This is a genomic window from Arcobacter ellisii, assembly GCF_003544915.1.
GTDB lineage: Bacteria > Campylobacterota > Campylobacteria > Campylobacterales > Arcobacteraceae > Aliarcobacter > Aliarcobacter ellisii.
Genome location: NZ_CP032097.1, coordinates 1,096,779 through 1,121,852, shown reverse-complemented (window position 1 = coordinate 1,121,852; position 25,074 = coordinate 1,096,779). Strand labels below are relative to the sequence as shown.

Genomic DNA, 25,074 nt, shown 5'->3' with positions numbered 1-25,074 from the left:
ATGAATAAAATAGAAGAATTAGAAAAACTTTTAAGAACAGACGTTTTAGTTGAAGTAAATGAAGAGATAAAAGCTTTAGATAAATTAATTTCAAAAAATAAAGATAATGAAGATTATAAAATAGAATTAGATTATATGTTAGATGTAAAAAAATTTTATGATGAAGTTTTACTTCATATTGAAAGAAATCAATTATCTTTAGAAGATGCTGTAAATATCCTTCAAGATTTAGAAGATATGAGAGCAGAAGATGACGAGGTATAAGAATGTTTGATTTAGAAATTTATGAAATAGTCAATATTTTAGGACTTATTATTGGTATAGCCTTTGGAATAATCGCACAAAAAAATCAATTTTGTTTTAGTGGTTCAATAAAGGATTATATTTTAATTAAATCTACTAAAAGAGCAGCTTCTGTTATTATGGCAATGATTGTAGCAATAATATCTACAACTTTAATATCAAATCATTTTGAATTAGATTTAACACAAACAAATTATTTTAAAAGTAATATCAACTATTTTGCAATAATTTTAGGTGGATTATTATTTGGTAGTGGAATGATGATAGCTGACGGTTGTAGTAGTAGAAGTTTAGTAAAATATGGCCAAGGTGATACAAATGCCTTAATTACGCTTATTTTTATTGCTATTTTTGCATATGCAACAACAAAAGGACTATTATATGATATATTTAACCCTTTTATTAATAATGAATTTTTAATAAGTATATCTTCATATATTTCAAATACTCAAATGAATATTTATGTTGTTTTAGCAATATTATTTGTTATTCTATTTTTTACTGTAAATAAAAAACTAAAAAGAGTATTTACTTTAATAGATGGTGTATTAATAGGTCTTCTTGTTAGTGCTGCTTGGTTTGTAAGCGGTCATATTGGGCAAGAAAGCATGGAAAGACAAATAGAATTAGTAGGAATTAGTTTTGTATATCCAACTGCAAAAACATTAGAATTATTTACTTATTATCAAGTAAATGAAGTAACTTTTGGTATTAGTATGGTTGTTGGTGTATTAGCTGGAACTTTTATTATGTCATTTTTTAACAAAAAATATAGTTTTGGATGTACTGCAAATAAAAATATCAACAAAGTAAAATACAATATGATTGGTGGAGCTTTAATGGGAACTGGTGGAATAATGGCAATAGGTTGTACAGTTGGACAAGGTTTAACTGGGCTTTCAACACTTGCTTTTGCTTCAGCTTTAGCGATTATTTCTATTTTTATCTCTGCTTTAATAACTGCTAAAATTTTAAACAAATATGAAAAACTACCTATGTGTTTTATTTTTGAATGGAATGATGAAAAAGAGAATAAACCTGTTGATTTCCAGATTTAACAGAGATAAAAAAAGGGTTTAAACTTAAAGTTTAAACCCTTTTTTTGTAATCAAAAATCTTAGTTCAATTGATATTGAACAATATAATCTCTCATTAAAGGTGGAATATCTAAATAGTTCTCACTATCTGCCATTACGGCATTATTATTTTGTTCTTGCTCTTCACTCACTTCTTGTGGTTCATCAAACTCTTCATTTCTTGATTCAAAACCAGTTGCAACAATAGTAATTTTTACTTCATCTTTTTCTAAAGTGCTATCTGATGTTGTACCAAAAATAATCTCAGCATTTGAATCCATTCTTTCATTGATTGTTCCCATAACATCATTAATTGCAAATAATGAAACTTGTGGGTGGATATTAAAGTGAATTAAAATACCTTTTGCACCATTTAAAGATACTTTATCTAATAATGGAGAATCAATTGCATCTTCCAATGCTCTTTGAGCTGCATTTTCACCTTTTGCTCGCCCTATTCCCATTAATGCCATACCTTTATGTTGCATAATAGTTTTAACGTCAGCAAAGTCTGTATTAATATCTGAATTTCCTGGATTTAAAATCACTTCAGACATACCATTTACAGCTTGGTATAAAATATTATCAATGATTTTAAAGGCATCTTTCATACCAACATTTTCATCAATAATCTCTAATAATCTATCATTTGGAACAATAATGATTGAATCACTTACTTTTTTAAGTTCTTCAAGTCCAAGATTTGCTAAACCTGCTCTTTTTTTACCTTCCCAAGTGAATGGTTTTGTAACAACTGAAACAGTTAAAGCACCGATTTCTTTTGCAGCTTTTGCTATTATTGCAGCAGCACCTGTTCCAGTTCCACCACCAAGACCAGCAGCAATGAAAACAATATCAGCACCTTTTAAAGAACCTTTTATCTCTTCATAACTTTCAACAGCAGAATCTCTACCAATTTCTGGTTTCATTCCTGCACCTAAACCTTTAGTAAGTTTTAGTCCTAATTGAATCTTTTTTGGAGCTTTTGAAATATGAAGTACTTGTAAATCAGTATTTGCAGCAATTAAATCAATTTTATGAGAACCCTCGTTTATCATGTGGTTAATCATATTACAACCACCACCACCAACTCCAATAACAGCAATTTTAGCTACGTTATCAGATAAAACTTTACTTGGCATATCCACTTTTATATCATCAACTCTAAATAAATTTTCCATTAAAACCACTCCGATACTTTACTCCAGAACTTTGAAACACCTTTTTTCTTATCTTTGATTAAAGGTGTTAAAATTGCTCCGTTATCTTTTATTTGAATATGTTCTTTATTATTCATATTCATTTCCATTGTAGGCTTTTCAGAAGCCATAGTATTTGTAACTGAAATTTTTGGCTCAACCACTCTATCTTTTCTTAAAGGTTTAATTAGTTTCTTACTTGAATCTAATTGATAACTTCTATTTGTTCCTAATGAGTAAAATAACAATCCAACAATTGTTGCCATATTAGCTTCATCAAAACTCATAAATCCATTTTTAATATTTTTTGGATTTGATATGCTAATTGGAATACCATCAAAAATCTTTTCAGTTAATTTTTTGATTCCATCTAAATAACTCATACCACCAGTTATTACAATTCCTGAACCAGTATTGTCTAATAAACCACTTTTTTTAAGTTTATTTTTTACTAAAACTAAAACTTCTTCAACACGTGCATGAATAATAGTTTGAATATAATCAAGAGCAACTTCAGAAATACTCTCTTCATCACCAATTCTAGGAATTTTAACTTTTGTTACACCTAATTCATTATTTGGAGAATAGTTTCTAGTTAATGAACCATATTCAAGTTTTATTTTTTCTGCTGCTGTTGGAGGAGTATGAAGCATAACTGATAAGTCATTTGTAATATGATTTGAACCAACAGGAATAAATCCATTAAAAATTATTGAATTACCTTTGTAATAAACAAATTCTGTTGTTGTAGAACCTAAATTTATTACAATCGCTCCAAATTTTCTTTGTTGTTCATCTAAAACTGCAAGTGCAGAAGCGTATGAATCTAAAACAAATTTTACGATTTCTATTCCAGAGATTTTTAAAGCAGATTTGATATTTGTTAAAGCAGTTCTTTTAGCTGTTACTATATAAACTGAAACTTCAAGTCTACTACCATTCATATTTAAAGGATTATCAACTTCAACAGAATCATCAACTTTAAAGAAGATTGGTACTACATGAACAACTTCATATTCAGGAACAATAGTAGCATTATATAATGCCATTTGCATTACTTGATTTATTTCTGTTTCTGTTATTAAACCATTTGGAACATTTACTGAACCAGAACTTCTAATACTTTTTGAATAACTTCCTGAAATTGAAACAACAGTTGTGTCAATCATTTCAGTTGTACTTCTTTTTGCTACTGAAACTGCATCTTTTATTGCTTTTGAAGCCTCTTCAATATTAATAATAAGACCTTTATTAATACCATTACTTTTTTGAATACCCGTACCTAAAATATTTATATTATTATCTAAATCATGTTTTGCAATAACTGCAGTTACAGCTGAAGAACCTATATCTATTGCTAAAAAAGTATTATTCAATTATTACTCCTTCTCTTGGATTGAAGATTGAATTGCAAAAGTATTTTCTAATCTTTTTAATAGATTTAACATTAATTCTTCTTCTTGAAGTTGGATTATTGTTTCTTTTACAACATCATCTTTAGTTTTATTGTAATCACCCATTTTTGAATTATTTATTCTATAAAGTACAACTTTATTGTCTAATTTAATTATTCCCTCTTTAGTTGTAGCAGAAAATAATTGATTTAAAAATTTAGCAGCTTCTTGTTGTTCTAAACCAGAAATTTTAGTAACTGATTCTCTAGTAATTCCAGAAATCTCTTCACCTTTAAAATCTTTTAGTGATGTATTTGCTGTTTCTTCTAATTTTTTAGTTTTTAAAACTTTTTCAAAATCTATTTTAACTTGAGATAAAGCATTTTCATAAGCTAAAACTGTAGAAGGATTTTTCTTAACTAATTTAACTATATAGTATTTATTATTTTCAAAAAATGGTTTTACTATTTCTGTTTCTTTTAACTCTTGAATTTTTGTACTGTTTTCAGAAGAGTATGGAAGAGCTGATTCTGTAAAAGTTTGATTAATTTCAAATTTCTCTTCATCTTTTTTAAGTTTTAAATAGATTTTTAAAGCTTCAGTTTTTGTAAACTTCTCATCTAAATCTTTGATTATTTGTTCTCTTGCTTCTTCTAAAGATTTGATTTTTCCATCTTCATGTTTATAATCAATTTTGAATTTTTCATAATGAGATTTTATATCATCTTCACTTGAATTTGAATTGATTAAAGGGATTTCTTTAATTTGTAAATCATATGAAACTTCAGACATATAAGAGTTTTTATTTTCTTCCCAATATTTTTTTAGTTCATCATCTTTTAATTCAACATTAATATCATTGATTGATAATATTTTGATTGTTATATCATCTTCTAAGAATAATAATTTACTAATATTCTCTATCTCATTTGAAGTAGGATTTACTTGGAATAGAGTTTGAACTTTTTGTAATAAAAGATTTCTTTTTAAAGAAGCTTCAAAATCTTTTGGTGTCATTTTATTTTGAGCTAAAACTTTGATATAAGTCTCTTTATCAAATTTTCCATCTTTAGCAAAAGCTTGATATTTTATTAATTCTCTTGCAACTTCTTCATCAGTAACATCTAATCCTAAAGAATCACCATAAGCCATAATTAGATTTTTTTGTAAAACTTGTCTATAAGCTACATCTTTTAATTTTAATTGTTCAGCTAATTCGTTATTAAACATTGAGCCAAACATTCTTGAATATTGGTCATAAAGGTTTGAATACTCTTGTTGATACTCTTCAACAGAAACTTCTCTATCTCCAACAACAGCTACTGCACCACCTTGTTTCCCATACTCGTAAGAACCCCAACCAACAAATCCAGCTCCAACGAATGCAATTGTACTTATCCAAATAGTAATTACTAACCACTTTTTATGTCTTTGCATCCAAGTAATCATAAAATATAATCCTCTTAAAAATTTTAGAGATAATACAAAAAAGTTGCTTTTATGTTTGTTAAATAATAATCATTTCTTCATTAAAAGACTCAATATTCGGCTCTTTTTTACTTAATAAATCATTTATTACAGATTCTCTAATTGTTATTTCTAATTTTTTACAAGCACTTTTAAAAGCTTCTTCTTCCCCAACAATAAAACACATTTTTTTAGCTCTTGTGATTGCTGTGTATAAAAGTTTTGTATTATGCATAATATAATGGGAAAAACTCATAGGAATTAAAGCATTTTCATACTCCATACCTTGAGTTTTGTGAATAGTTAAACAATAAGCTAAAGATAACAGACTATGAACTGTTTCAAAGTCATAAAACACGACCATATCATCATTTGGATATAAAACAATACATTTTTCTTCATCAAAATCAAGTTTTATTATAAGTCCTAATTGACCATTATAAACTCTTCTTTCTAAAAAATCTGTTGAACCACTTTTGTACATACTCATAGTTTGAGCTCGCATATTTTCATTTTTTATATGAATAACTTTATCAGTTAATTTATACTCATAAACTTTTGAAACAAAAGCTTTTCCTTTTGTATGATTAAAAAGTTTTTGAAGTTGCATATTTAGATTATCAACTCCTAAAATTCCACCTTTCATTGGGGTTATTACTTGAAAAAGTGTTAAAGCATTTGATATTTTTTTCTTTTTTATGAAATCATAATAATCTTGTATATAAGTTGAAGAGATATTTAAAATATTATTCAAAATATATTCACTATTTTCTCCCCTTAAATCGGCAAAATCATTTGAAGAGACAGAATTCTTTTTTGAATAATAGTTTGAAATAGAAACATCAATAAATTTAAAATCTTCATACTCTTCTTTATAAGCTGGAACTTCCCCACGTCTAATATCATTTGCAATTACAGCAATTGCTTGATTTTCATTTTGTCTATATATTTTAGTAAGTTTACAAATGGGAGCTAATTCATATTTTATAGCATCAGCTAATACATTCCCTGCACCAATTGCTGGTAACTGCCCATCATCTCCAACAATTATAAAAATCGTATCATCAGATATTTTTGAAATAATTTGATAAAAAGTTACTGAATTTACCATTGAAGCTTCATCAAGTAAAATGGCTTTATATGGGAAAAAATCTTTTTCTTTATGTTTTACGAGTAAACTTTGAATTGTTGAAGAGTTATAACCTGTTGTATCACTTATTCTTTGAGACGCAATTCCAGAAAGTGCAATAGTCATAATGTCATCATAACTCATTATCTCTTCAAGAAGTTCAAGTATTGCCCTACTTGAAGTTGATTTTCCAGTTCCTGCGTAACCAATCAAAAATAGAGTTTTTTCACCACTATTTATAAGTTCAACTGCTTTTTTTTGTTCTTCACTTAACTCAAAACCTAAAGTTTGTTGTTTTTTTACTAAATATTCATCAAAAGTAGCAATGATTTTTCTATTTTTTTCATCTTTTCTTCTTGCAAAAAATTCCAAAATTCTTTTTTCTGAATAATAAAGCATTGAAAGAGCTAATCTATTTTCACTTGTTACAAAAATATTTTCTTCAACTAACATTTTTGAAATTGCTTGCTCATATAAAAGTTCTTCGTTTGAAAATCGTAAACTTTCATCTAAAAGTTTATATAAATGAAATTTATCTATTGAAGAGTTTCCATTATTATCACAATATTCTCTTAAAGTATAGTTCAAACAAGCCATTATTCTAAACTCAGATTTTGGGTCAATTCCAAGTGATTTTGCTATTTCATCAGCTCTTTTAAATCCAATTCCTTTTATATTTATCAAAATATATGGATTTTCTTTGATTTTATCTATAAGATTTTCAACTTCACCCAAACTTGAATAGATTTTTGTAATAAGATTTGAAGTAACTCCAAACTTTCCTAAAAAAGAGCCAAGTTCTCTTAAGTGTTTGAATTTTTGCCAAGAAGTAACGATGGTTTCAAGTTTTTTATCTTTTATTCCTTTGAAATCTAAAAGTTCATTTGGTCTTTCATTTAAAATTTCAACTAACTCTTCTTCTGAGTATTTTTCTAAAAGTTCGTGGGCAAATTTTTTTCCTACACCTTTTACAATTTTTGTAAGAAAAAAGAATATTTCCGCTTCTTTAAGTTCCAAAGTATCAAACTCAAATTGAACTCCATATTTTTTATGAGTTGTCCAATTTCCTTTTAAAACTACCTCTTCACCTACAATTTTTTCAATATCAGTATCAAAATATGTTCCACAAACTTTTTGATTATTTTCTAAAACTGCTATTATGTATTTTGTTTCGTCATTTTTATATAAAACTTTTTTTATAATTCCAGATAATTTGAAACTTTTATACTCAACTTCTTCCATTAATAGCCATCATTAAATGTTTGTTTTTTGTGTTTATCTTTTTTATAGTTACTTTTATTTTTTTCTTTTTGAAGTAAATTTGCATCTTTTAAAAGATTTGCTCTTTCCTCTTCAAAAGATTCAGTATGTGTTTCTACATAAAACATGGTTTTATTTATAAAATCTTTTAATCCTGCATAATATTCTGAATATAAATCAACTTCTTGAGTTTTTTTCATATCATCATAATTTTTTTTAGTTCTTTGTTTAAATAAATCTTTATCAAAATTTTCTAATTTTAATAAAGAGATTGTTCTTGTAAAAAATTTTTCTAAAACTCTGATATATTTAATTCTTTGTTGTTTTTCGTTTAGTTCATAAGTCATTTAAGTAGTTCTTCCAAGTTTTCAATTGGTCTAGCAATAACAGCAATATCGCCTTTTATAATAATTGGTCTTTCAATTAAAATAGGATTTTCAACCATAATTTCTATAAGTTTTTCTTCATCATTTACATTTTTAAGATTTAACTCTTTATAAATATCTTCACCAGTTCTTAATAGTTCACTAGCTTTCATATTTAATTTTTTTAGTACATCTTTTAACTCTTCTTTTGAAGGTGTTGTTTCTAGATATTTTACAACATCAGCACTTATACCTTTTTCTTCTAAAAGTGTCATTGCATTTCTTGATTTTGAACATTTTGGATTATGCCAGATTTTAATGTTTTGCATAAAATAAACCTTTTTATCGTAATAATGTTTATTATATCCAAAACTTTTTTTACACAAGATAAATATTACAAATTGTAATATTTCAAACTAAAACTTACTACTAATTCCTATAATTGGACCTTTATACTCTATTTTTAAATCGCTATCCTCAATTGTTCTATTTTTATAGCCTGCATTGAAAATTAAATTATCATTACTAAATATTTTATATCCTAAAGTTAGATAATATTCATAGGCATTTTTTATATCATCATTTTTCCCATAAAATCCACCATATTCAACTATAAAATTATCTTCACTATTTTTTAAGTGAGCTTCAATAGAAGCAAATTTTTGATTATCTTTAGCATTTATTCCTAATAAACCAAAATTTATATCTAAATAATTATATGCAAGTCCAATATTTACATTATAAAAACTATATAAATATGCTAATCTATACCATTTTGTATCTAAATTAAAATCTGCCCAATTTAGATTAGATAATAAATTAGTTTTTACATTTGAACTTAAATAATCAAATTTTAAATTATGATTTTTATAAGTAAACAAAATCTCAGGTATAACTTCATGTGTTTTTTCTATACTCTCTTTTTCAATATCTGTTGAAACATTCATATATGAAATTTTTGGAATTATTGAAAAATCTTCACTAAAACTATTTTGGCTTATTTTTCTCTCATCTTTTAAAATATTATCTTTTTTATATTCTTTAACAAATTCATTATTTATTGGTTTTGATAGTTCTTGTTTTTCTTCTTTAGTTTGATTATTTAAAATTTTTATATCTTTAACTTTTTTATAACTATCTTCTTCAATTTTTTCTATACTATTTTTATTTATAAAGTTGTATTCCTCTTTTTGTTTATCTGATAGATTACTTAAAGGAATATAATCATCACTAAATAAACTTAAGACTAAAGTTGATATTACTATTATTATTTTTTTCACTAATATTTCCTCTTTACAATTAAAAGGTGCAATTTAGCGAAGTTTTTATTAAAAAATGATTTAATTTATTATCTTTTTATAATTATCTTTTAAAAAATCTGCAACTCTAAAGGAATTTGCATAAATTGTAAAAGTATAAGGAACACTTCCACCTGTTGGCATAAAACTTCCATCTGTTACAAATAGATTTGAAACTTCGTGAGCTTGACAATTTTTATTTAAAACTGAAATTTTTGGATTATCTCCAAATCTACAACCACCAGCTTGTAAATTTGAAGATGGAAGTGCTGAGATATCAGAAACTATATTTTTACCACCCATTTTTTCAAAAACTTTAACTGCTTTTTCTTTTACGAAATTTGCTATTTTTAAATCTCTTTCATGACTTCCAATTCGTATATTTGCAACAGGGATGCCATATTTATCTTTATATTTTTCATCAACACTTATAAATGAATTATCAGTTGGCGTCCAATCAAGGAATATTTCCATATTTAAAGTTCTTGTTTTTGTAAAGGTTTCAAAAATAGAGTTTTGTAACTCTTCCCCTATTCTTAAATCTGCATTTTCATCCCATCTTAAACTTGAAGCTCTTCTTATTGGATTTTGATGTTCAAAAAGTACATCAATAACTCCACCTTTGAACTCTTTTGTATAATACCAATCCATAATCGACCTATTAACAAAAAGTCCTGATGCGTGTAAATCTTTTAAAGGAAGATGTGATTCATCAAATGTAGCACTTATTATTCCACCACTTGTTGAAAGGAAGTTTTTACCTACATTTCCACTATTGTTTGCAACTCCATTTGGAAAGTTTTCATCTTTTGAATTTAATAAAAGCCTTGAAGTTTCAACAGCTTGAGCTGCTAAAACAAAAAGTTTTGCAAAAACCTCTTTTTTAGTTCCATTTTTTGTTAAATATGTGGCGCTTTTTATTTTTTTATTTTTATCTGTATTTAGTTTTATGACAAAAGAGTTTGCTAATATTTCAACATTGTTAGTTTTTAGTGCATCTTTTATTAAACTTGCCCTTGAACTTCCTTTTGCTCCACTAGAACAAGCATAAGAACCACAATAATTTGAGTAATAACAAGGATTTCTATCATCTTTTTGTTTTGAAATAATTGCTCTTGGAGTTTTTATACTTGTATAGTTTAAATCCAAACAAGCCTTATCAATCAAATCAACTATTTTATTTTCATTTAATGGTGGATAAATAAAATCTTTTGTACTTCTTGGCTCTAAAAAAGCATATTTTTGAACCTTTCCTGAAACTCCAACAACTTCTTCAACCTTTGTATAATATGGCTCTAAATCTTCATAACTTATTGGCCAATCTACGATATTTGAATCTTGGGGAACTTCATAAGTTGAAGCTAGTTTAAAATCATTTGGTTTGAGTCTGTGAAAATATCCACTCATAAAATTTGAAGAACCACCAAGAATTGAACCATTCCAAAAACTCCAACCAGTTTCATAAGTTGGAAATTTTTCCCAAGAACCATCTACAAACTCTTCAATAGTGTGATACTCTTCTTTTAAATTTGGTGTATAAATATCACGGCGTACAACAATTTCATCTTTTGAAAAATCTTTTTCATTGTAAATGTCGCCTTTTTCCAAAACACAAACTTTTAAACCTGCACGACTTAATTCATAAATTATAGGACCAGCACCTGCTCCACTTCCAACTACACAAACATCATATATCATATTTTTTGTCCATAGGTTTTTAAAGGTCTTGGATAACCAATATTATGTTTTACACTATTCCAGCCAATTTGTTCAAAATTTCCACCATAAATTGGGTCACTAAACATAGCTTCAATTCCATAATATGTAAGTTTTGAAATCCAAGATTTTGCATAAGAACTACTTTTTATAATTCTAAAAATCAACTCTTTTTTTTCTTCATCTTTTAGAGTTAAAAACTCTGGAAAACTCTCGCTAAAATCTTTTGTTCCATCGACAATCAAAACTTTGTCATCATCATCAAAAGTTTTATGGGAAATATTTTGAACTAAATAATTTAAAGCTTTAAACTCTTTTGCACTTGGCATTGTAGAAGTTTTTGGGAAAATAATATTAAAAATTTCATCTAAAATTACTAATTTTTCTTTTGAAATAGTTCTTGCTATTGCAACATTTGATGAGAATAAAAGTGCTAAAGTAGCACTAAATTTTATAAAGTTTCTTCTTTTCATAAAAAAAGTATAACTAAAAAAATGTGTAGATAATATGTAGATATGTTATACTTTTGTATGATAGTTTCAAATAACACTTTATTAAATATACTTTTGCCAAATGATAATAAGGTTTTAAAAGATGTTCTAAAAGAAGCTGATACAAAAAGCTTAGAACAGATGATTAAAAACAATTCAACATCAGTAAATGATGTATTAAAAGAGTTATTTGACAATATAAAAAATGGAACAAAATCAAATACAACAATTGAAAATATTTTAAAAAACTCAAATATTTTTAAAGATTTGGGAAATGTCTCTAACAATTTATCAAATTTACTTGAAAATATTTCAGGGGATGAAAACTTACAAAAATTCAAACCTTTAATTGAGAATTTTTTAAAAAATATAAAAGATATGGATGCAAATACACTAAAAGAACAACTAAAAAATTCAGGTGTTTTTTTAGAATCTAAACTATCTTTAAATTCAAATACAAAACTTGAAAATATTTTAACTCAAATACAAAACTTGGTAAAAGATATAAATACTCCCCAAGCAAAACAGGTAAATGAACTTATAAATAAACTTTTACAAACACCAATAACAACTCAAAATACCACAAATAATCAAGAGTTTAGTAATAATCTAAAATCCTTAACTACAGCTTTACAAAATTTGAATAGTTCTTTAACACCAACTCAAACACAAAATTTGTCAAATCTAACAACTCAATTAAAAGATTTTATAAATAGTGGTAGTTTAATTGAATCAAAGATAGAAAACACACAAAATTTACCACAAAAAGAGTTAACGACTGTACAAACTGCTCAAACAAAAGAGATCGTAAACCCTTTGATAAAAGAGAATATTAATTTACAGACAAAAGAGTTATTAGTTCAAATTAAAAATGAGATTATTCAAAATCCTATTTTACAAAATAAAAATATTTTACCAATAATTGATAATCTATTAAAAATGCCCGATTTATTTACAAAAGCAGATAGTTTACAAACTTTTTTTTCAAATAATAATTTAAGCACCTTTTCTAATAATTTTGCTTCAAACTTAACTCCACTTTTAAATAGTTTAAAAGAGAATTTAGAGAGTTTAAATCCACAAAATTTTAATATACAAAATCATCTAACAAAATTGGTAGATAAAGTTGAACACCTAATTCAAGATATGATAAATAATCCAAAAAATGAAGCAAAAATTAGTGATGATATGAAATCTGTTTTATTACAAATGCAAGATGAATTAGCTTCTAAAACTGACCCAAAATCACAAGATTTAGCTAAACAAGTGGATAAATTATTAACTCAAATTGAGTATCAACAACTAACTTCTTTAACTTCTAATTCAAACTATGTTTATCTTCCATTCTTTTGGGAAATGTTAGAAGATGGAAATATAAGTATGAAAAAAACTGAAGAAGAGAAGTTTTTTTGTCAAATAAATCTTACTTTAAAAGATTTTGGGAAAGTTGATTTAATGCTTGCTTTATATGATAAAAATAAACTTGATTTAACAGTTTATGCACAAAGGGAACATTTCAAAGTTGCAATTAGAGACAATATGCAAAAACTAAAAATAGCACTAAATAATGTAGATTTAATTCCTGTAAATATTAAACTTCTTGATATGAAAGAAGAGAATAAAGAAGAAAATAAACCAACACAAGTTTACATGAACAATGCCTATAATCAAAATATTAGTTCAGGTATAGATATAAGAGTTTAAAATGCAAGAAAATATAAATAAAAATTTAACCCAAAAAGCTGTTGCACTTAAATATGATATAGAAAAAGATAATGCTCCAAAAATAACTGCAAAAGGAAAAGGTGAAACAGCATCAAATATTATTAAAATTGCAAAAGAGAATAATATACCAATAAAAAAAGATGAAGATTTAATAGAATTATTATCACAAATTGACATAGATAAAGAGATTCCAAGTTCGATGTATAGAGCAGTTGCTGAGATATTTTCTTTTATTTACGATTTATCAAATAACAAAAAAGATATTGATGAAAAACTAAAAGATAAAACACTAAATAAACTTTGAGATTTGTATAAGAGTTTTTATAATATAATCCTGACTCAATCAAAACTAAAGCACAAATTATATGACAAGAAACAATTTAGATAATCCACTTTTTTTATTTATTGTATTAATAATTGCAATTACTATAAATACTATTGCTTCTATACATTTTTTACTTATTATGCTTTCTGGTATTATATTTACAGCATTTTATAGATGTCTTAGAAAAAGATATTTATATTCACTTGCTTTAGTTATTTTAGCTTTTTTATTTATTGAAATTAATAGTGGTTTAAAACCTTTTTCATTGAGTCTTTTATCTTTATTTATATATATTTTTATTCTTCCAAAAGTCGATAATTCAACTTCATTTAATTTAATAAACAGCTATATATACATAATGTTTTTCTATATAGGTTTAACGATTATGTGGGCTTTATCATTTGGAATGGATGAAAGAATATTTTTATCACTAATTGTAAATTTAATAATTGATTTATTATTTTTTGGAGTATTTCTTTGAACATAAGATTAAATATAGTTTTTTTAATTATTTTAGGTATTGGAATTACTCTTTTATCAAGGGTATATTTTTTAAGTATAAAATCAAACACATATTATGAAGAGTTATCAAAAAATAATTATATTAATAGAATAAATAAAATTCCAGTTCGTGGAGTTATCGAAGATAGAAATGGTGAAAAATTAGCTATCAATGAAATGGGATTTTCTGTTTTAGTAAAACCTCATTTAAGTTCTTATAAAAATAAAGAACACCTAGAAAAAATAATTGACACAATTGTAAAACATCTTCCTGAATATGAAAAAGATAAACTAATAAAAGAGTATAAAAAGAATGATTCATCATATAATCATGATTTTATTCAGGTTATTGATTATATTCCTTATGATGAATTTTTCCCAAAATATACAATCTTAGCTTCTGAAGATGATATAAAAATTGAATCTTCATCAAAAAGAGCTTATCCCCAAAAAGAGGTAGCTTCACATATTATTGGTTATGTAGGGAAAGCTTCAAAACTTGATATTTTAAACAATGAATTATCTTCTTACAATGGAATCATTGGGAAAAATGGTTTAGAAAAAGTTTATAACTCAAAACTTCAAGGTGAAATGGGTTTCAAAGATGTAAAAGTTAATGCCTTAAATAAAGAGATTGAAGTTCTTTATGAAAAAGAGGCTTCAATTGATAATAATATTAGAATCTCACTTGATGTAAAACTACAAAAATATATTCAAGAAATATTTACAGGAAAAAGTGGTGCTGTTATTGTAATGGATGCACGAAATGGGGAAATGCTTGCTGCTGCATCTTTTCCTGAATTTGATAATAATATTTTTGCAAGAGGAATTTCTGTAAAAGAGTGGAATGAGATGAGAAATGATTTTAATCATCCTTTTACAAATAAAATCATAAATGGTTTATATCCTCCTGGTTCTGTTATAAAAATGGGTGTTGGATTATCATTTTTAGAAAATGGTATTGGAGAAAATTACACAATAAATTGCTCTGGTTCTTTACCTATTGGAAATAGAAATTTTAGATGCTGGAAATCAACTGGACATGGAAGTGTGAACTTTAGAAAAGCTATTGCAGAGAGTTGTGATGACTTCTTTTACAAAGGAAGTCTAAAAATGGGGATAAATAAAATATCTCATACCTTAGATAAATTAGGTTTTGGACAAGTTACTGGAGTAGATCAAATAAATGAATTTGTGGGAGTAAATCCAAATAAAGAGTGGAAAGAGAAAAGATTTAATCAACCTTGGTATGTGGGAGAAACTGTAATTACATCTATTGGTCAAGGAAATATGCTTGTAACTCCTTTACAAGTAGCAAGATATACAGCATATATAGCAACCGGTAAACTTCCAAAACCTCACTTTTTTAAAGCAAATTATGAAGAACCAAAAGAAGTTGATATCCCAGCTAAATATTTAGATGTTATGAGAAAAGGTATGTATGATGTTTCTTATGCTCCAAAAGGAACTGCAAGTAGACATATAAATTCAAAAATTGCAATTGCTTCAAAAACGGGAACAGCACAAGTTGTATCTATTCCTCAATCTGAAAAAGTTAGGATGAAAGAGAGTGAATTAAAATATTTCCAAAGGTCACACGCTTGGATTACAACTTATGGTCCATTTGAAAATCCTCAATACGTTGTAACTGTTATAGAAGAACATGGAGGACATGGAGGAGAAGCAGCAGGAGATATTGCTAGTAAAATCTATGATAAGTTATATGATTTAGGATATATCACTGTTCCTACAGAGACAACACAAAAGTGATTATAGCCCTTTTAAAGCTTTTTTAGATAATATTGGCTTCATTTTTTAAATAGGATTTTCTTTGAAAATTATAATTTCTTTTTTACTTTTTTCTATTTTAGCCTTTGCAGAAGATACAGCTCCTATTGTAAATCTTTCTGTTGCTGCATTAAATGAACCTGCCCAATTTGTAAAAACAATAAATATTGCAGTTATTTTAACTTTAATGGTGCTTGCACCAACACTAATACTTATGGTTACTTCATTTACTAGAATTGTAATTGTATTTTCACTTTTAAGACAAGCAATGGGTTTACAACAAACTCCACCAACTCAAATTGTAATTTCTCTAGCACTTATATTAACTATTTTTATTATGGAACCTTATGCTAAGAAATCTTGGGAAGAGGGAATTGTTCCTTATATGGATGAAAAAATTGGATATGAAGAAGCTTTTGAAAAAGGTGTTAAACCTTTTAAAGAGTTTATGATTAAAAATACAAGAGAAGCTGATTTAGCACTATTTTACAGAATAAAAAAAGAACCAAATCCTAAAAATATTGATGATGTACCATTAACTCTTTTAATGCCTGCATTTATTGTTAGTGAATTAAGAACAGCATTTGAAATAGGATTTTTAATCTTTTTACCATTTCTAGTAATTGATATTATCGTTGCTTCAATTCTTATGAGTCTAGGGATGATGATGTTACCACCAGTTATGATTTCACTACCTATTAAAATCATCTTTTTCATCATAATAGATGGATGGCAATTAATAATTGGAAATCTAGCACAATCCTTTAAATAGCTTTTATTTAAGAGGCAAAGTTATTATAAAATTTGCACCTTTGTAGCTTTTTTCTTTAAAATCAAATGTTTTATTAAAAACATTTAATTCTCCTTTTGCCTTTGATATAATAATTCTTGACATATATAAACCAATTCCTGTTCCTTTTGTCGCATCTTTTGTTGTAAAATGACTATCAAAAATTTTATCAATAATCTCTTCATTTATTCCACCAGCATTATCTAAAAACTCAATATATGCTTTATTTCCTTCAATTCTTCCAGTTATTTTTATGATTTTAATTTCATCTTTTAAATTTTCCAATGAATCCATAGCATTATTCAAAATATTCATATAAACCTGAATAAGTTCATTTTCATTACCTAAAATTTCAATATCTTCAATATTTTTAACAATAATTACATTATTTTTCATCAATTTAGATGAAAGTAATACTAAAGATTTTTCAATAGAATTTTTAATAGAAAACTCTTTTTTTTCTAATTTGTTATTATAAAAATTTCTAAAATCATCAATTGTTTTTGACATATATTTAACTGAATTTGTTATGTTATTAAGTCCATCTTTTAAAAACTCATCGGTTAATATATTCAACTCTTTATTTAAAAGAATTCCAGAAGTCAAAGTTGTGATTATAGATAAAGGCTGTTTCCATTGATGAGCAATATTTTCTAGCATCTCTCCCATTGCTGCAAGTTTTGCTTGTTGTAATAAAATTTGTTGATTTATTTCCAATTGATTTTCAATCTCTTTTTGTTTTGTTGTATCTAAAAAAGAGGCAACATAATAAATTACTTCATTCTTTTCATTTAAAACAGATTGAATAATCAAATGCTCATTTATAAGTGAACCATCTTTTTTTATATTCGTAATTTCACCCATCCAAAAATTATTCTTTCTTAATGAATCAAACATCTTGTCATAAAACTCTTTATTATGTAATCCTGATTTAAAAAGAGCTGGTTTTTTACCTATAACTTCATCAAGAGTATAACCTGTAATTTTTGAAAAAGATTTATTTACTTGAAGAATTTTTTGATTTGCATCTGTAATTATCATTCCACTTTGAGTTTCAAATGCAGCTGATGCAACTTTTAAAATATAATAAGAGTTTTCAATTCGTTCTAGCATTGTATTAACTTCTTTATACAACTTACCAAACTCATTTTTTTCACTTGTTATTACTCTTTTACTTAAAGATTCTGTTTTATCAATTCTTTCAAGAAAAGAGACTAATTTTAAAACTGGTTCTGTAAACTTTGTTGCAAATGTTTTTGCAAGAATAAATGAAATTCCTAAAACATACATAAAAATTAGGATTATTACAAAAATATCTTTTTTTATAATATCACTTAAAGATTCTACTTTAAACTCAAAAAAAACAACTCCTAAATATGTATCTTGATAATTTGCTTTGTGATAAATTGTAATTAGATTTTCATTTTTTGAAATTTCATCTATATTTTTAAAATCAATTTTTGGAACATCAAAACTTTTATTATCAATGTTATACTGTAAAATAGGCTTTCCATCTTTTTTATATAAAACTAATTTTTGAAGATTTGTAAAAGATTTTAATTGAGTTGAAATATCAGCTGCTGCTGATACATCATCTAAAAGTATAAGTTTTCCTACATCTTGAGAAATAACTATACCAATTGTATTTGATAATTCTATTGTTTTTTTATATTGTTCATTCATATACCAAGAGATAAAACCGATATAACCTATTGCACTTGTAATTGTTGTTACAGCTAAAATAATAAAAGTTAATTTACTTTTTATAGAACCTTTCATATTTTAAACTGCTTATTTTGATGGATTTTCAATTGGAACTGATTCATCATTGCCCCACTCTGCCCAAGAACCATCATAAACAGCTGTTTTATAACCTAATTCTTGTAAAACAATATAATTTAAAGCTGAATCTGCCCCACCATCACAATATAAAAGAACTTTTTTATCTTTTGGAATATCTTTATATATCTCTTTTAACTCTGAAAATTCTCTCATTTTATTCCCAGCTTCATTTACTTGGAAATTTTGTGTACAAGCATAATTTTTAGCTGTTGGAATATGTCCAAATCTTTTTGCAATTGATTTTTTACCATCATAATGTTCTTCTTGTCTTCCATCAATAATAGTTTTATTTCCAATAGAAAGAAGTGTACTTAACTTTGTCTCTATTTTTGAATTATCAATTCTTGGGATAAACTCACTTCTATTTGCAATAAAATCAACTGTAGAGATTTCAAAGTTGTCCATCAACTCTTTTCCATAAGCAACTTTTGAAATTCCCACATTTTCATGCCCTAAAGTTTGTAATATCCAATAAAACCTAGCAGCCCAAATAAAATCTCCATTGTCATAAGCAACTACTAATTTATTTGAATCAATTCCTGCTTTACTAAATAACTCTTTTAAAATATCAAGTTTTGGCATAAAAAAGTTATCATCAAATAAAGATTCTAAACCAGGGATATTTACTGCATTTTTTAAATGCCCTTTTTGATAATCTTCGTACAATCGTAAATCAACAATTACTAAGTTTGGGTTATTTATATTTGCTTTTAGCCAATCTATAGGTGTTATTGAAGGAATTTGTTTTCAATTGGATTTGAAAATAAAGAAGAAATCAGAAGAAAAAAAACAAAAGGTATTTTAAATACTTTTTTCATTATAGTCCTTTTTAGACACAAAACTCGAAAATTTTAAGACAAAATAGATAAACATATGTTTAAAATGATTATATATTTTTTAAAAGTGATTATATCAATTTATTTCTTTAATAATTAAAATTTATAATAATAAGAATTTAATTTTATATTATAAATAAATTTTATATTTGTTCTAAAAAAGATGGCTTTTTTATAGTATAATCACAAAATTTTAATATACATAGGATTTATTTATATGCATAAGATTTATTTATCTTTACTTATTGTTTCTTTTACCTATGCTCAAAGTATAAACTTCGAAGAAGTTTTAGAAATGACAATTAAAAATAGTAAAGATTTACAACAACAACAACTTAATATTGATTCATCAAAACTTGATTCAAAAATGATTGACTACATAAATTATGGGAAACTCTCTATTAGTGAAGAGTTTAATAGAACAAATCATGCAGGATATGTTTTTAATTCAAAACTCTCTTCAAGGGAAGCAAGTTTTAGAGATTTTGGATTTGCTCAAGTTGGAGATATGAGTAATTTTGACATTCAACCAACAGATTTAAACTATCCAGATGATAGAAACAATTTTAATACAAAAATCACTTATGATATTCCACTTTTTACAGGTTTTAAACTCTCAAATCAAAAGGATATTTTAAAACTTCAAGAAAAAGCAAATGAATTAAAATATAATCTTGATAAAAAAACTTTAGAGTTTGAGGTTTTAAAAGCTTACAATAGTGCAGTAGTTGCAAAAGATTTTGTTCAAGCTTTAGAAAAAGCAAAAATTGCTGTTTCTAAAATTGTTGAAAGTGCAGATGCTTTTCACAAAGAGGGATTTGTTACAAAAATTGATGTAAATGAAGCTAAAGTTTATGAGCTTAATATAAACTCAACACTTATTGAAGCAAAAAACAATTTTCAATTAGCTTTAGCATATCTTAGATTTTTAAGTTCAAATGATGAAATAAGTGATGTACAAGAGCTTGAAAATAGATATTTTCATTTTCCAAACGAAGAAGAACTTTATAAAATTGCTTTAGAGAATAGAGATGAAATTAAAATACAAGATATTCAAGTAAATGCAAATAAAAAGAGTATTGAAATAGCAAAAAGTGCTTATTATCCAACTCTTTATTCTCATTTAGAGTATGGTTATAATGATGATAAATTAACTATTGATGATGATAAAAATTATTATATAGCTTTAGTTGGTTTATCACTTACTTTATTTGATGGAACACGTGATGTAGAAAAAGAAAAATCTAAAATAGAGTACGTAAAAGCAACTTTAAATCAAGAAAAATTAAAAGATGCTATTAAACTTGAACTAAAAAAAGCGATTTTAAATTTAGAAGCAAAAGAGGCTATTTTAAAAGAAAAAATCGAAGCTAAAAATTTAGCTAACAATATCCTTGAACAAGCAAAATTACAGTATCAAAATAGACTAATTTCTATGACCAATTTACTTTTGCAAGAGGCAAATTATAGAAAAAATGAATCTATGCTAATTCAAGCAAGATATGAAAAAGCTCTTGCTTTAGCAAACATAAATCTTATTTTAGGACAAAATATCAAAGAGGAAAATAACTAATGATAAAGGCACTATTAACAACACTTTTTTGTATAAATTTATTTGCAGGAACTCAAATAGAGTTATCAGGAACAGTAGAATCAGATAATGAAAAAATAATCACAAGTAGAAATATGGGTTATATAAAAGAGGTTTACGTAAAAGAAGGTTCAAATGTAAAAAAAGGTGATATTTTATATGAAATTGATTCATCAAATATGGATTCAAATAAAAAAGAGATTGAATTAAATCTTCAAATTTTACAAAATCAAAAAAACAACATAGAAGTAAATCTAAAAAGATATAAAAATCTATTAGCTCAAGATTTAGTTTCACTTTATGAAGTTGAACAAATGGAACTAAATCTAACAAATACAAAAAATATGATAGATATAACAAAAGCAAAATTAAAAGAGATAAATACTCAATATGATTATCTAAAAATAAAAGCACCAAATGATGGATTGATTATAAAAAAATCAATAAAAGCTGGTGAAATGTCAATACCTGGAATGCCTGCATTTGTTTTAACTGATTTATCAACACTTTTAATTAAAACAAATATTTCTGAATCAAATCTAAATAATATAAAAATTGGTCAAAAAGTAGATATTGAGATAAGTTCACAAAATTTTAAAACCCAAGGAACTATAAGTGCAATTATTCCAAATACAGTTGATTTAACACACTCTTTTGTATTAAAAATCTCTTTTGATAAAAAAGATTTTAATATCTATCCTGGAATGTACTCTAAAATTTTACTAAATTTAGAGAATTAGGAATTTGTGAATGAATAGTAAAATAGATAAAAAACTTAATATTGCGGGAAAATTATCATTAGCTTTTATAAATCATCCACTAACGCTAATTTTTGGAATTTTTATTTTAGTATTAGGTTATATCTCATTAGTTTTTATGCCAAGAGAAGAGAATCCTCAAATAAAAGTAAGTGGTGGAGTTGTTATTGTTGCACTTCCAGGTGCGCTTCCTAGTGAAATTCAAAAAGTAATAATCGAACCACTTGAAAAGAAAATTAGAGAAATAAAAGGGGTTGAACATATCTACTCATATGCTAAAGATTCTGTGGGAATTGTTCAAGTTCAATATTATATTGGAGAAGATAAAGAAAAATCAAATTTAAAACTTTATGACCAAGTAATGAGAAATATGGATATGATGCCACAAGGTGCAATGCAACCAATAATTAAAACTATGGATATTGATACAGATATTCCAATAGCAACAATTGCATTTTATAGTGCAAAAGAAAATAACAAAGATTTGATTTCAAAAACTGAACTTTATAATGAAGTAAGTCGTATTTCAAAAGAGATAAATAAAATAAAAAATGTTGCTCTTGTTGATTTAAAAGGGGAACATAAAGAACAATTTAATGTTTTAGTTGATTCAAATAGACTTTCAAGTTATAACTTATCTTTAGGACAAGTTATGAAACAAATTCAAGCATTATCTTATAAAACTCCAAATATCACAACAAATACAACTGATTCTTCTATTGTAGTTTTTGGGATAAAACAAGCAATTGAAAATGAAAATGATTTAAAAAATCTAATCATCTCTTATAATTCTCAAACACCAATTTATCTAAAAGATATTGCAACAATCGAAAAATCTTATGATATACAAAATAAAGAAGAGGCTTTGATTTATACAAGAAATACGGCTAATGATTTTGAAGAATCAAATCAAGTAACCCTAAGTGCTTCAAAACTAAAAGGTGCTAATTCAGTTACTATAAATAAAGAGATTTTTTCTTATATGGATTCAATAAAAGATGAATTATTAGCTAAAAATATAAAATATATAATAACAAGAGATGATGGATATACAGCAAATAAAGCTGTAAATGAACTTGTATTTAGTTTATTAATCTCAATTGTTATAATTGCCATTCTTTTGATTTTTACATTAGGATTTAAAGAAGCAATGATTGTCTCTTTAGCTGTTCCAATGATTTTATCACTTACACTTTTTATTGGATTTATGTTAGGTGAAACGGTAAATAGAATTACTCTTTTTGCTTTGATTGTATCATTAGGAATGCTTGTTGATGCAGCTATTATTGTAATTGAAAACATTCACAGACATAAAAATGAATCACCAACGATGGATATAACACCTTTAACTATAAATGCCACAAATGAGATAGGAAATGCAACAAATATAGCTACAATTGCAATTATTATGACTTTTATTCCAATGTTTTTTGTTGGTGGAATGATGGGACAATTTATGCATCCACTTCCAGTTTTTGTACCTATTTCTTTAGCTGTTTCTTTATTTGTTGCTTATGCGTTTACTCCATATTTTGTAAAAAAATTTTTGTAAGGTATTAAAATGAAATTAGAAAAATTTATATTCAGTATTTTACAGAGTAAACAAAAATCATTTTTAGTTTATCTAATAACTTTTATTCTATTTGTTTTGAGTGTTTTAACTTTTCCAACACATATTACAAAAGCAAAAATGCTTCCAAGTAAAGATTCAGATACCTTTTCAATTTATGTGGATTTAAAAGATGGTTCAAGTATAAATCAAACAAAACAAGTTGTTCAATGTATAGTAAAAAATATTCAAAATGATGAAAATATTACAAATATTTCAGCTTTTATGGGAGTTGGTCAACCTCTTGATTTTGCAGCTTTAGTAAAACAAAGTGCTTTAAAAAATAAAGAATCACAAGCTGAATTAATGGTAAATATCAAAAAACAAGAAGATAGAGATATTACAAGTTATAATCTTGTAACAAAACTAAGAGATGATGTACAAAAAAATTGTTCTTTATATGATGCAAATATCAAGTTTATAGAACTTCCAGCTGGTCCTCCTGTACTTGCTTCAATAGTAACTGAAATTTATGGTGGAAAAACTTTTGAAAGTAGAAGAGATTTTGCTTTAAAAATTGCACAAATTTTAAAAAATCAAGCAACATTAGTTGATATTGATATTTTAGCTGATGATGATTTTTTAATGTACGAATTAGAAGTGAATAGTAGCAAAGTTATTATGAGTAAAATTGATTTAGACCAATTAAAAAACATCTTATATTTAGCCTTTGAAGGAATGAATGTAGCTGTTATAAATGACAAAAATGCTCAAAGTCAAATTCCAATATTTTTAAGATTAAATGACTCAAGAACTTTAAATAACTCATCAAAAGAGGCTTTAAAAACAAAACTTGAAAACTTAAAACTTATGAATACAGAAGGAAATATGATAAATATTTCTGAATTAGTTACTATAAAAGAGAGTTTAAAAGAACCAACAATTACCTCAAAAAATCTAAATCCTATGATAAATGTAATTGCAGAGACTTCAAAAGATAGTCAAATTTACCCTCTTTTAAATGCAAGAGATGAGATGTTAGAGAGTTTATCAAATGATTATGAAGTTATAAAAACAAATCTTTTAAATCTTGCATTTATTGATAAAAAAACAAACGAAAGATTTGATTTAGTATTTGATGGAGAATTAAAAGTAACTATTGACACTTTTATTGATTTAGGTGGAGCATTTATTATAGCACTTGTATTAATCTTCTTTTTGATGGTTATGTATTATAAAAGTTTTGCTATTTCAGGAGGAATTGTTTTATCTAGTTTTATCTCAATTATTGGAGTTATAATTGCTCATATAATTATGGATTTAATAACAACAGATACTTTTTATTTAACAGCAACTTCACTTATTGGATTTATAGGACTTATTGGAATAAACTCAAGAAATTCAACTCTAATTATAGATTTTTCAAAACAATTAGTTGAAGAAAAAGGTTTAGGAATAAACGAAGCAATTGCAAAAGCAACGGCAACAAGGTCTAAACCTATTATTCTAACAGTTTTAACAATGGTATTTGCAAGTGCATTAATAGCAAATGATGCTGTATTTGGAGGACTTGGAGTTGCATTAATAGGTGGGACTTTAATCTCTTATGTAGTTTCTATGTTTTTTGTACCAGTTATTATAAAAAATCAGTTAAAAAAGATTTTATAATCT

General features: G+C 25.8%; 20 protein-coding genes and 1 pseudogene. 10 read left to right on the top strand and 11 right to left on the bottom strand.

The window, feature by feature from the left end:
- Together AELL_RS05745 and AELL_RS05740 are read left to right on the top strand one after the other, a co-directional pair.
- Positions 1–264 (top strand): hypothetical protein, encoded by a 264-nt coding sequence (locus AELL_RS05745; RefSeq protein WP_118917029.1) that lies wholly within the window; start codon positions 1–3, stop codon positions 262–264.
- 2 nt (positions 265–266) lie between these two features.
- Complete coding sequence (locus tag AELL_RS05740; protein WP_118917028.1) at positions 267–1,361, top strand: YeeE/YedE family protein; 1,095 nt, start codon at positions 267–269, stop codon at positions 1,359–1,361.
- A gap of 59 nt (positions 1,362–1,420) precedes the next feature.
- On the opposite strand, the gene ftsZ is transcribed toward AELL_RS05740, so the two are convergent.
- The 9 genes from ftsZ to AELL_RS05695 all read right to left on the bottom strand — a co-directional run bounded on the left by ftsZ (position 1,421) and on the right by AELL_RS05695 (position 11,680).
- Positions 1,421–2,560, bottom strand: coding sequence for a cell division protein FtsZ (gene ftsZ, locus AELL_RS05735; protein ID WP_118917027.1), 1,140 nt, complete (start codon positions 2,558–2,560; stop codon positions 1,421–1,423).
- On the bottom strand, positions 2,560–3,954 hold the full coding sequence (gene ftsA / locus AELL_RS05730) for a cell division protein FtsA (protein ID WP_118917026.1): 1,395 nt from the start codon (positions 3,952–3,954) through the stop codon (positions 2,560–2,562). Before ftsA ends, ftsZ begins: the two co-directional genes overlap by 1 nt.
- 3 nt (positions 3,955–3,957) lie before the next feature.
- Entirely contained in the window at positions 3,958–5,421 is a 1,464-nt protein-coding gene (locus AELL_RS05725) for a peptidylprolyl isomerase (protein ID WP_118917025.1), read from the bottom strand.
- A 58-nt stretch (positions 5,422–5,479) separates the two neighbouring features.
- Positions 5,480–7,810 (bottom strand): AAA family ATPase, encoded by a 2,331-nt coding sequence (locus AELL_RS05720; protein ID WP_118917024.1) that lies wholly within the window; start codon positions 7,808–7,810, stop codon positions 5,480–5,482.
- Positions 7,810–8,175: a hypothetical protein gene (locus AELL_RS05715; RefSeq protein WP_118917023.1), complete on the bottom strand. Its 366-nt coding sequence runs from the start codon at positions 8,173–8,175 to the stop codon at positions 7,810–7,812. Before AELL_RS05715 ends, AELL_RS05720 begins: the two co-directional genes overlap by 1 nt.
- On the bottom strand, positions 8,172–8,522 hold the full coding sequence (arsC, locus tag AELL_RS05710) for an arsenate reductase (glutaredoxin) (RefSeq protein ID WP_118917022.1): 351 nt from the start codon (positions 8,520–8,522) through the stop codon (positions 8,172–8,174). The genes AELL_RS05715 and arsC overlap by 4 nt, the downstream gene beginning before the upstream one ends.
- Positions 8,523–8,609: 87 nt before the next feature.
- Positions 8,610–9,473, bottom strand: a complete 864-nt coding sequence (locus AELL_RS05705; protein ID WP_118917021.1) for a hypothetical protein — start codon at positions 9,471–9,473, stop codon at positions 8,610–8,612.
- Between the two features lie 60 nt (positions 9,474–9,533).
- Positions 9,534–11,189, bottom strand: a complete 1,656-nt coding sequence (locus AELL_RS05700) for a GMC family oxidoreductase (RefSeq protein WP_118917020.1) — start codon at positions 11,187–11,189, stop codon at positions 9,534–9,536.
- Entirely contained in the window at positions 11,186–11,680 is a 495-nt protein-coding gene (locus tag AELL_RS05695; RefSeq protein WP_118917019.1) for a gluconate 2-dehydrogenase subunit 3 family protein, read from the bottom strand. The genes AELL_RS05700 and AELL_RS05695 overlap by 4 nt, the downstream gene beginning before the upstream one ends.
- A gap of 57 nt (positions 11,681–11,737) precedes the next feature.
- On the opposite strand from AELL_RS05695, the gene AELL_RS05690 reads away from it, so the two are divergent.
- The 5 genes from AELL_RS05690 (at position 11,738) to fliP (ending at position 16,809) form a co-directional block, all read left to right on the top strand.
- Entirely contained in the window at positions 11,738–13,402 is a 1,665-nt protein-coding gene (locus AELL_RS05690; RefSeq protein ID WP_118918622.1) for a flagellar hook-length control protein FliK, read from the top strand.
- Between the two features lies 1 nt (position 13,403).
- The gene (locus tag AELL_RS05685; protein WP_118917018.1) at positions 13,404–13,727 is read left to right on the top strand and encodes an EscU/YscU/HrcU family type III secretion system export apparatus switch protein; all 324 of its coding nucleotides are present in this window, start codon (positions 13,404–13,406) and stop codon (positions 13,725–13,727) included.
- Positions 13,728–13,788: 61 nt separating this feature from the next.
- The gene (locus AELL_RS05680) at positions 13,789–14,229 is read left to right on the top strand and encodes a hypothetical protein (protein ID WP_118917017.1); all 441 of its coding nucleotides are present in this window, start codon (positions 13,789–13,791) and stop codon (positions 14,227–14,229) included.
- Positions 14,226–16,019 carry a penicillin-binding protein 2 gene (mrdA, locus tag AELL_RS05675; RefSeq protein WP_118917016.1) on the top strand — a complete coding sequence of 598 codons (1,794 nt, stop codon included), beginning with the start codon at positions 14,226–14,228 and terminating at the stop codon, positions 16,017–16,019. The genes AELL_RS05680 and mrdA overlap by 4 nt, the downstream gene beginning before the upstream one ends.
- Before the next feature lie 61 nt (positions 16,020–16,080).
- Positions 16,081–16,809, top strand: coding sequence for a flagellar type III secretion system pore protein FliP (gene fliP, locus AELL_RS05670; protein WP_118917015.1), 729 nt, complete (start codon positions 16,081–16,083; stop codon positions 16,807–16,809).
- 3 nt (positions 16,810–16,812) lie between these two features.
- Here fliP and AELL_RS05665 read toward each other — a convergent pair whose 3' ends face one another.
- Together AELL_RS05665 and AELL_RS05660 are read right to left on the bottom strand one after the other, a co-directional pair.
- On the bottom strand, positions 16,813–18,606 hold the full coding sequence (locus tag AELL_RS05665; RefSeq protein WP_118917014.1) for a sensor histidine kinase: 1,794 nt from the start codon (positions 18,604–18,606) through the stop codon (positions 16,813–16,815).
- A 12-nt stretch (positions 18,607–18,618) separates the two neighbouring features.
- Positions 18,619–19,392, bottom strand: coding sequence for a sulfurtransferase (locus AELL_RS05660; protein ID WP_226806025.1), 774 nt, complete (start codon positions 19,390–19,392; stop codon positions 18,619–18,621).
- Between the two features lie 330 nt (positions 19,393–19,722).
- Here AELL_RS05660 and AELL_RS05655 point away from each other — a divergent pair, with 330 nt between their 5' ends.
- The 3 genes and pseudogenes from AELL_RS05655 to AELL_RS14360 all read left to right on the top strand — a co-directional run bounded on the left by AELL_RS05655 (position 19,723) and on the right by AELL_RS14360 (position 25,071).
- Positions 19,723–21,078: a TolC family protein gene (locus tag AELL_RS05655; protein WP_118917012.1), complete on the top strand. Its 1,356-nt coding sequence runs from the start codon at positions 19,723–19,725 to the stop codon at positions 21,076–21,078.
- Entirely contained in the window at positions 21,078–21,836 is a 759-nt protein-coding gene (locus tag AELL_RS05650) for an efflux RND transporter periplasmic adaptor subunit (protein WP_118917011.1), read from the top strand. Before AELL_RS05655 ends, AELL_RS05650 begins: the two co-directional genes overlap by 1 nt.
- 10 nt (positions 21,837–21,846) lie before the next feature.
- A pseudogene (locus AELL_RS14360) lies at positions 21,847–25,071 on the top strand (efflux RND transporter permease subunit).
- Positions 25,072–25,074: the final 3 nt, after the last annotated feature.

Bases quoted from the DNA above. Each gene is read 5' to 3' on its own strand.
- AELL_RS05745 (WP_118917029.1), top strand. From the start codon at position 1: ATGAATAAAATAGAAGAATTAGAAAAACTTTTAAGAACAGACGTTTTA.
- AELL_RS05740 (WP_118917028.1), top strand. From the start codon at position 267: ATGTTTGATTTAGAAATTTATGAAATAGTCAATATTTTAGGACTTATT.
- ftsZ (WP_118917027.1), bottom strand. From the start codon at position 2,560: ATGGAAAATTTATTTAGAGTTGATGATATAAAAGTGGATATGCCAAGT.
- AELL_RS05725 (WP_118917025.1), bottom strand. From the start codon at position 5,421: ATGATTACTTGGATGCAAAGACATAAAAAGTGGTTAGTAATTACTATT.
- AELL_RS05720 (WP_118917024.1), bottom strand. From the start codon at position 7,810: ATGGAAGAAGTTGAGTATAAAAGTTTCAAATTATCTGGAATTATAAAA.
- AELL_RS05715 (WP_118917023.1), bottom strand. From the start codon at position 8,175: ATGACTTATGAACTAAACGAAAAACAACAAAGAATTAAATATATCAGA.
- arsC (WP_118917022.1), bottom strand. From the start codon at position 8,522: ATGCAAAACATTAAAATCTGGCATAATCCAAAATGTTCAAAATCAAGA.
- AELL_RS05700 (WP_118917020.1), bottom strand. From the start codon at position 11,189: ATGATATATGATGTTTGTGTAGTTGGAAGTGGAGCAGGTGCTGGTCCT.
- AELL_RS05695 (WP_118917019.1), bottom strand. From the start codon at position 11,680: ATGAAAAGAAGAAACTTTATAAAATTTAGTGCTACTTTAGCACTTTTA.
- AELL_RS05690 (WP_118918622.1), top strand. From the start codon at position 11,738: ATGATAGTTTCAAATAACACTTTATTAAATATACTTTTGCCAAATGAT.
- AELL_RS05685 (WP_118917018.1), top strand. From the start codon at position 13,404: ATGCAAGAAAATATAAATAAAAATTTAACCCAAAAAGCTGTTGCACTT.
- AELL_RS05680 (WP_118917017.1), top strand. From the start codon at position 13,789: ATGACAAGAAACAATTTAGATAATCCACTTTTTTTATTTATTGTATTA.
- AELL_RS05665 (WP_118917014.1), bottom strand. From the start codon at position 18,606: ATGAAAGGTTCTATAAAAAGTAAATTAACTTTTATTATTTTAGCTGTA.
- AELL_RS05655 (WP_118917012.1), top strand. From the start codon at position 19,723: ATGCATAAGATTTATTTATCTTTACTTATTGTTTCTTTTACCTATGCT.
- AELL_RS05650 (WP_118917011.1), top strand. From the start codon at position 21,078: ATGATAAAGGCACTATTAACAACACTTTTTTGTATAAATTTATTTGCA.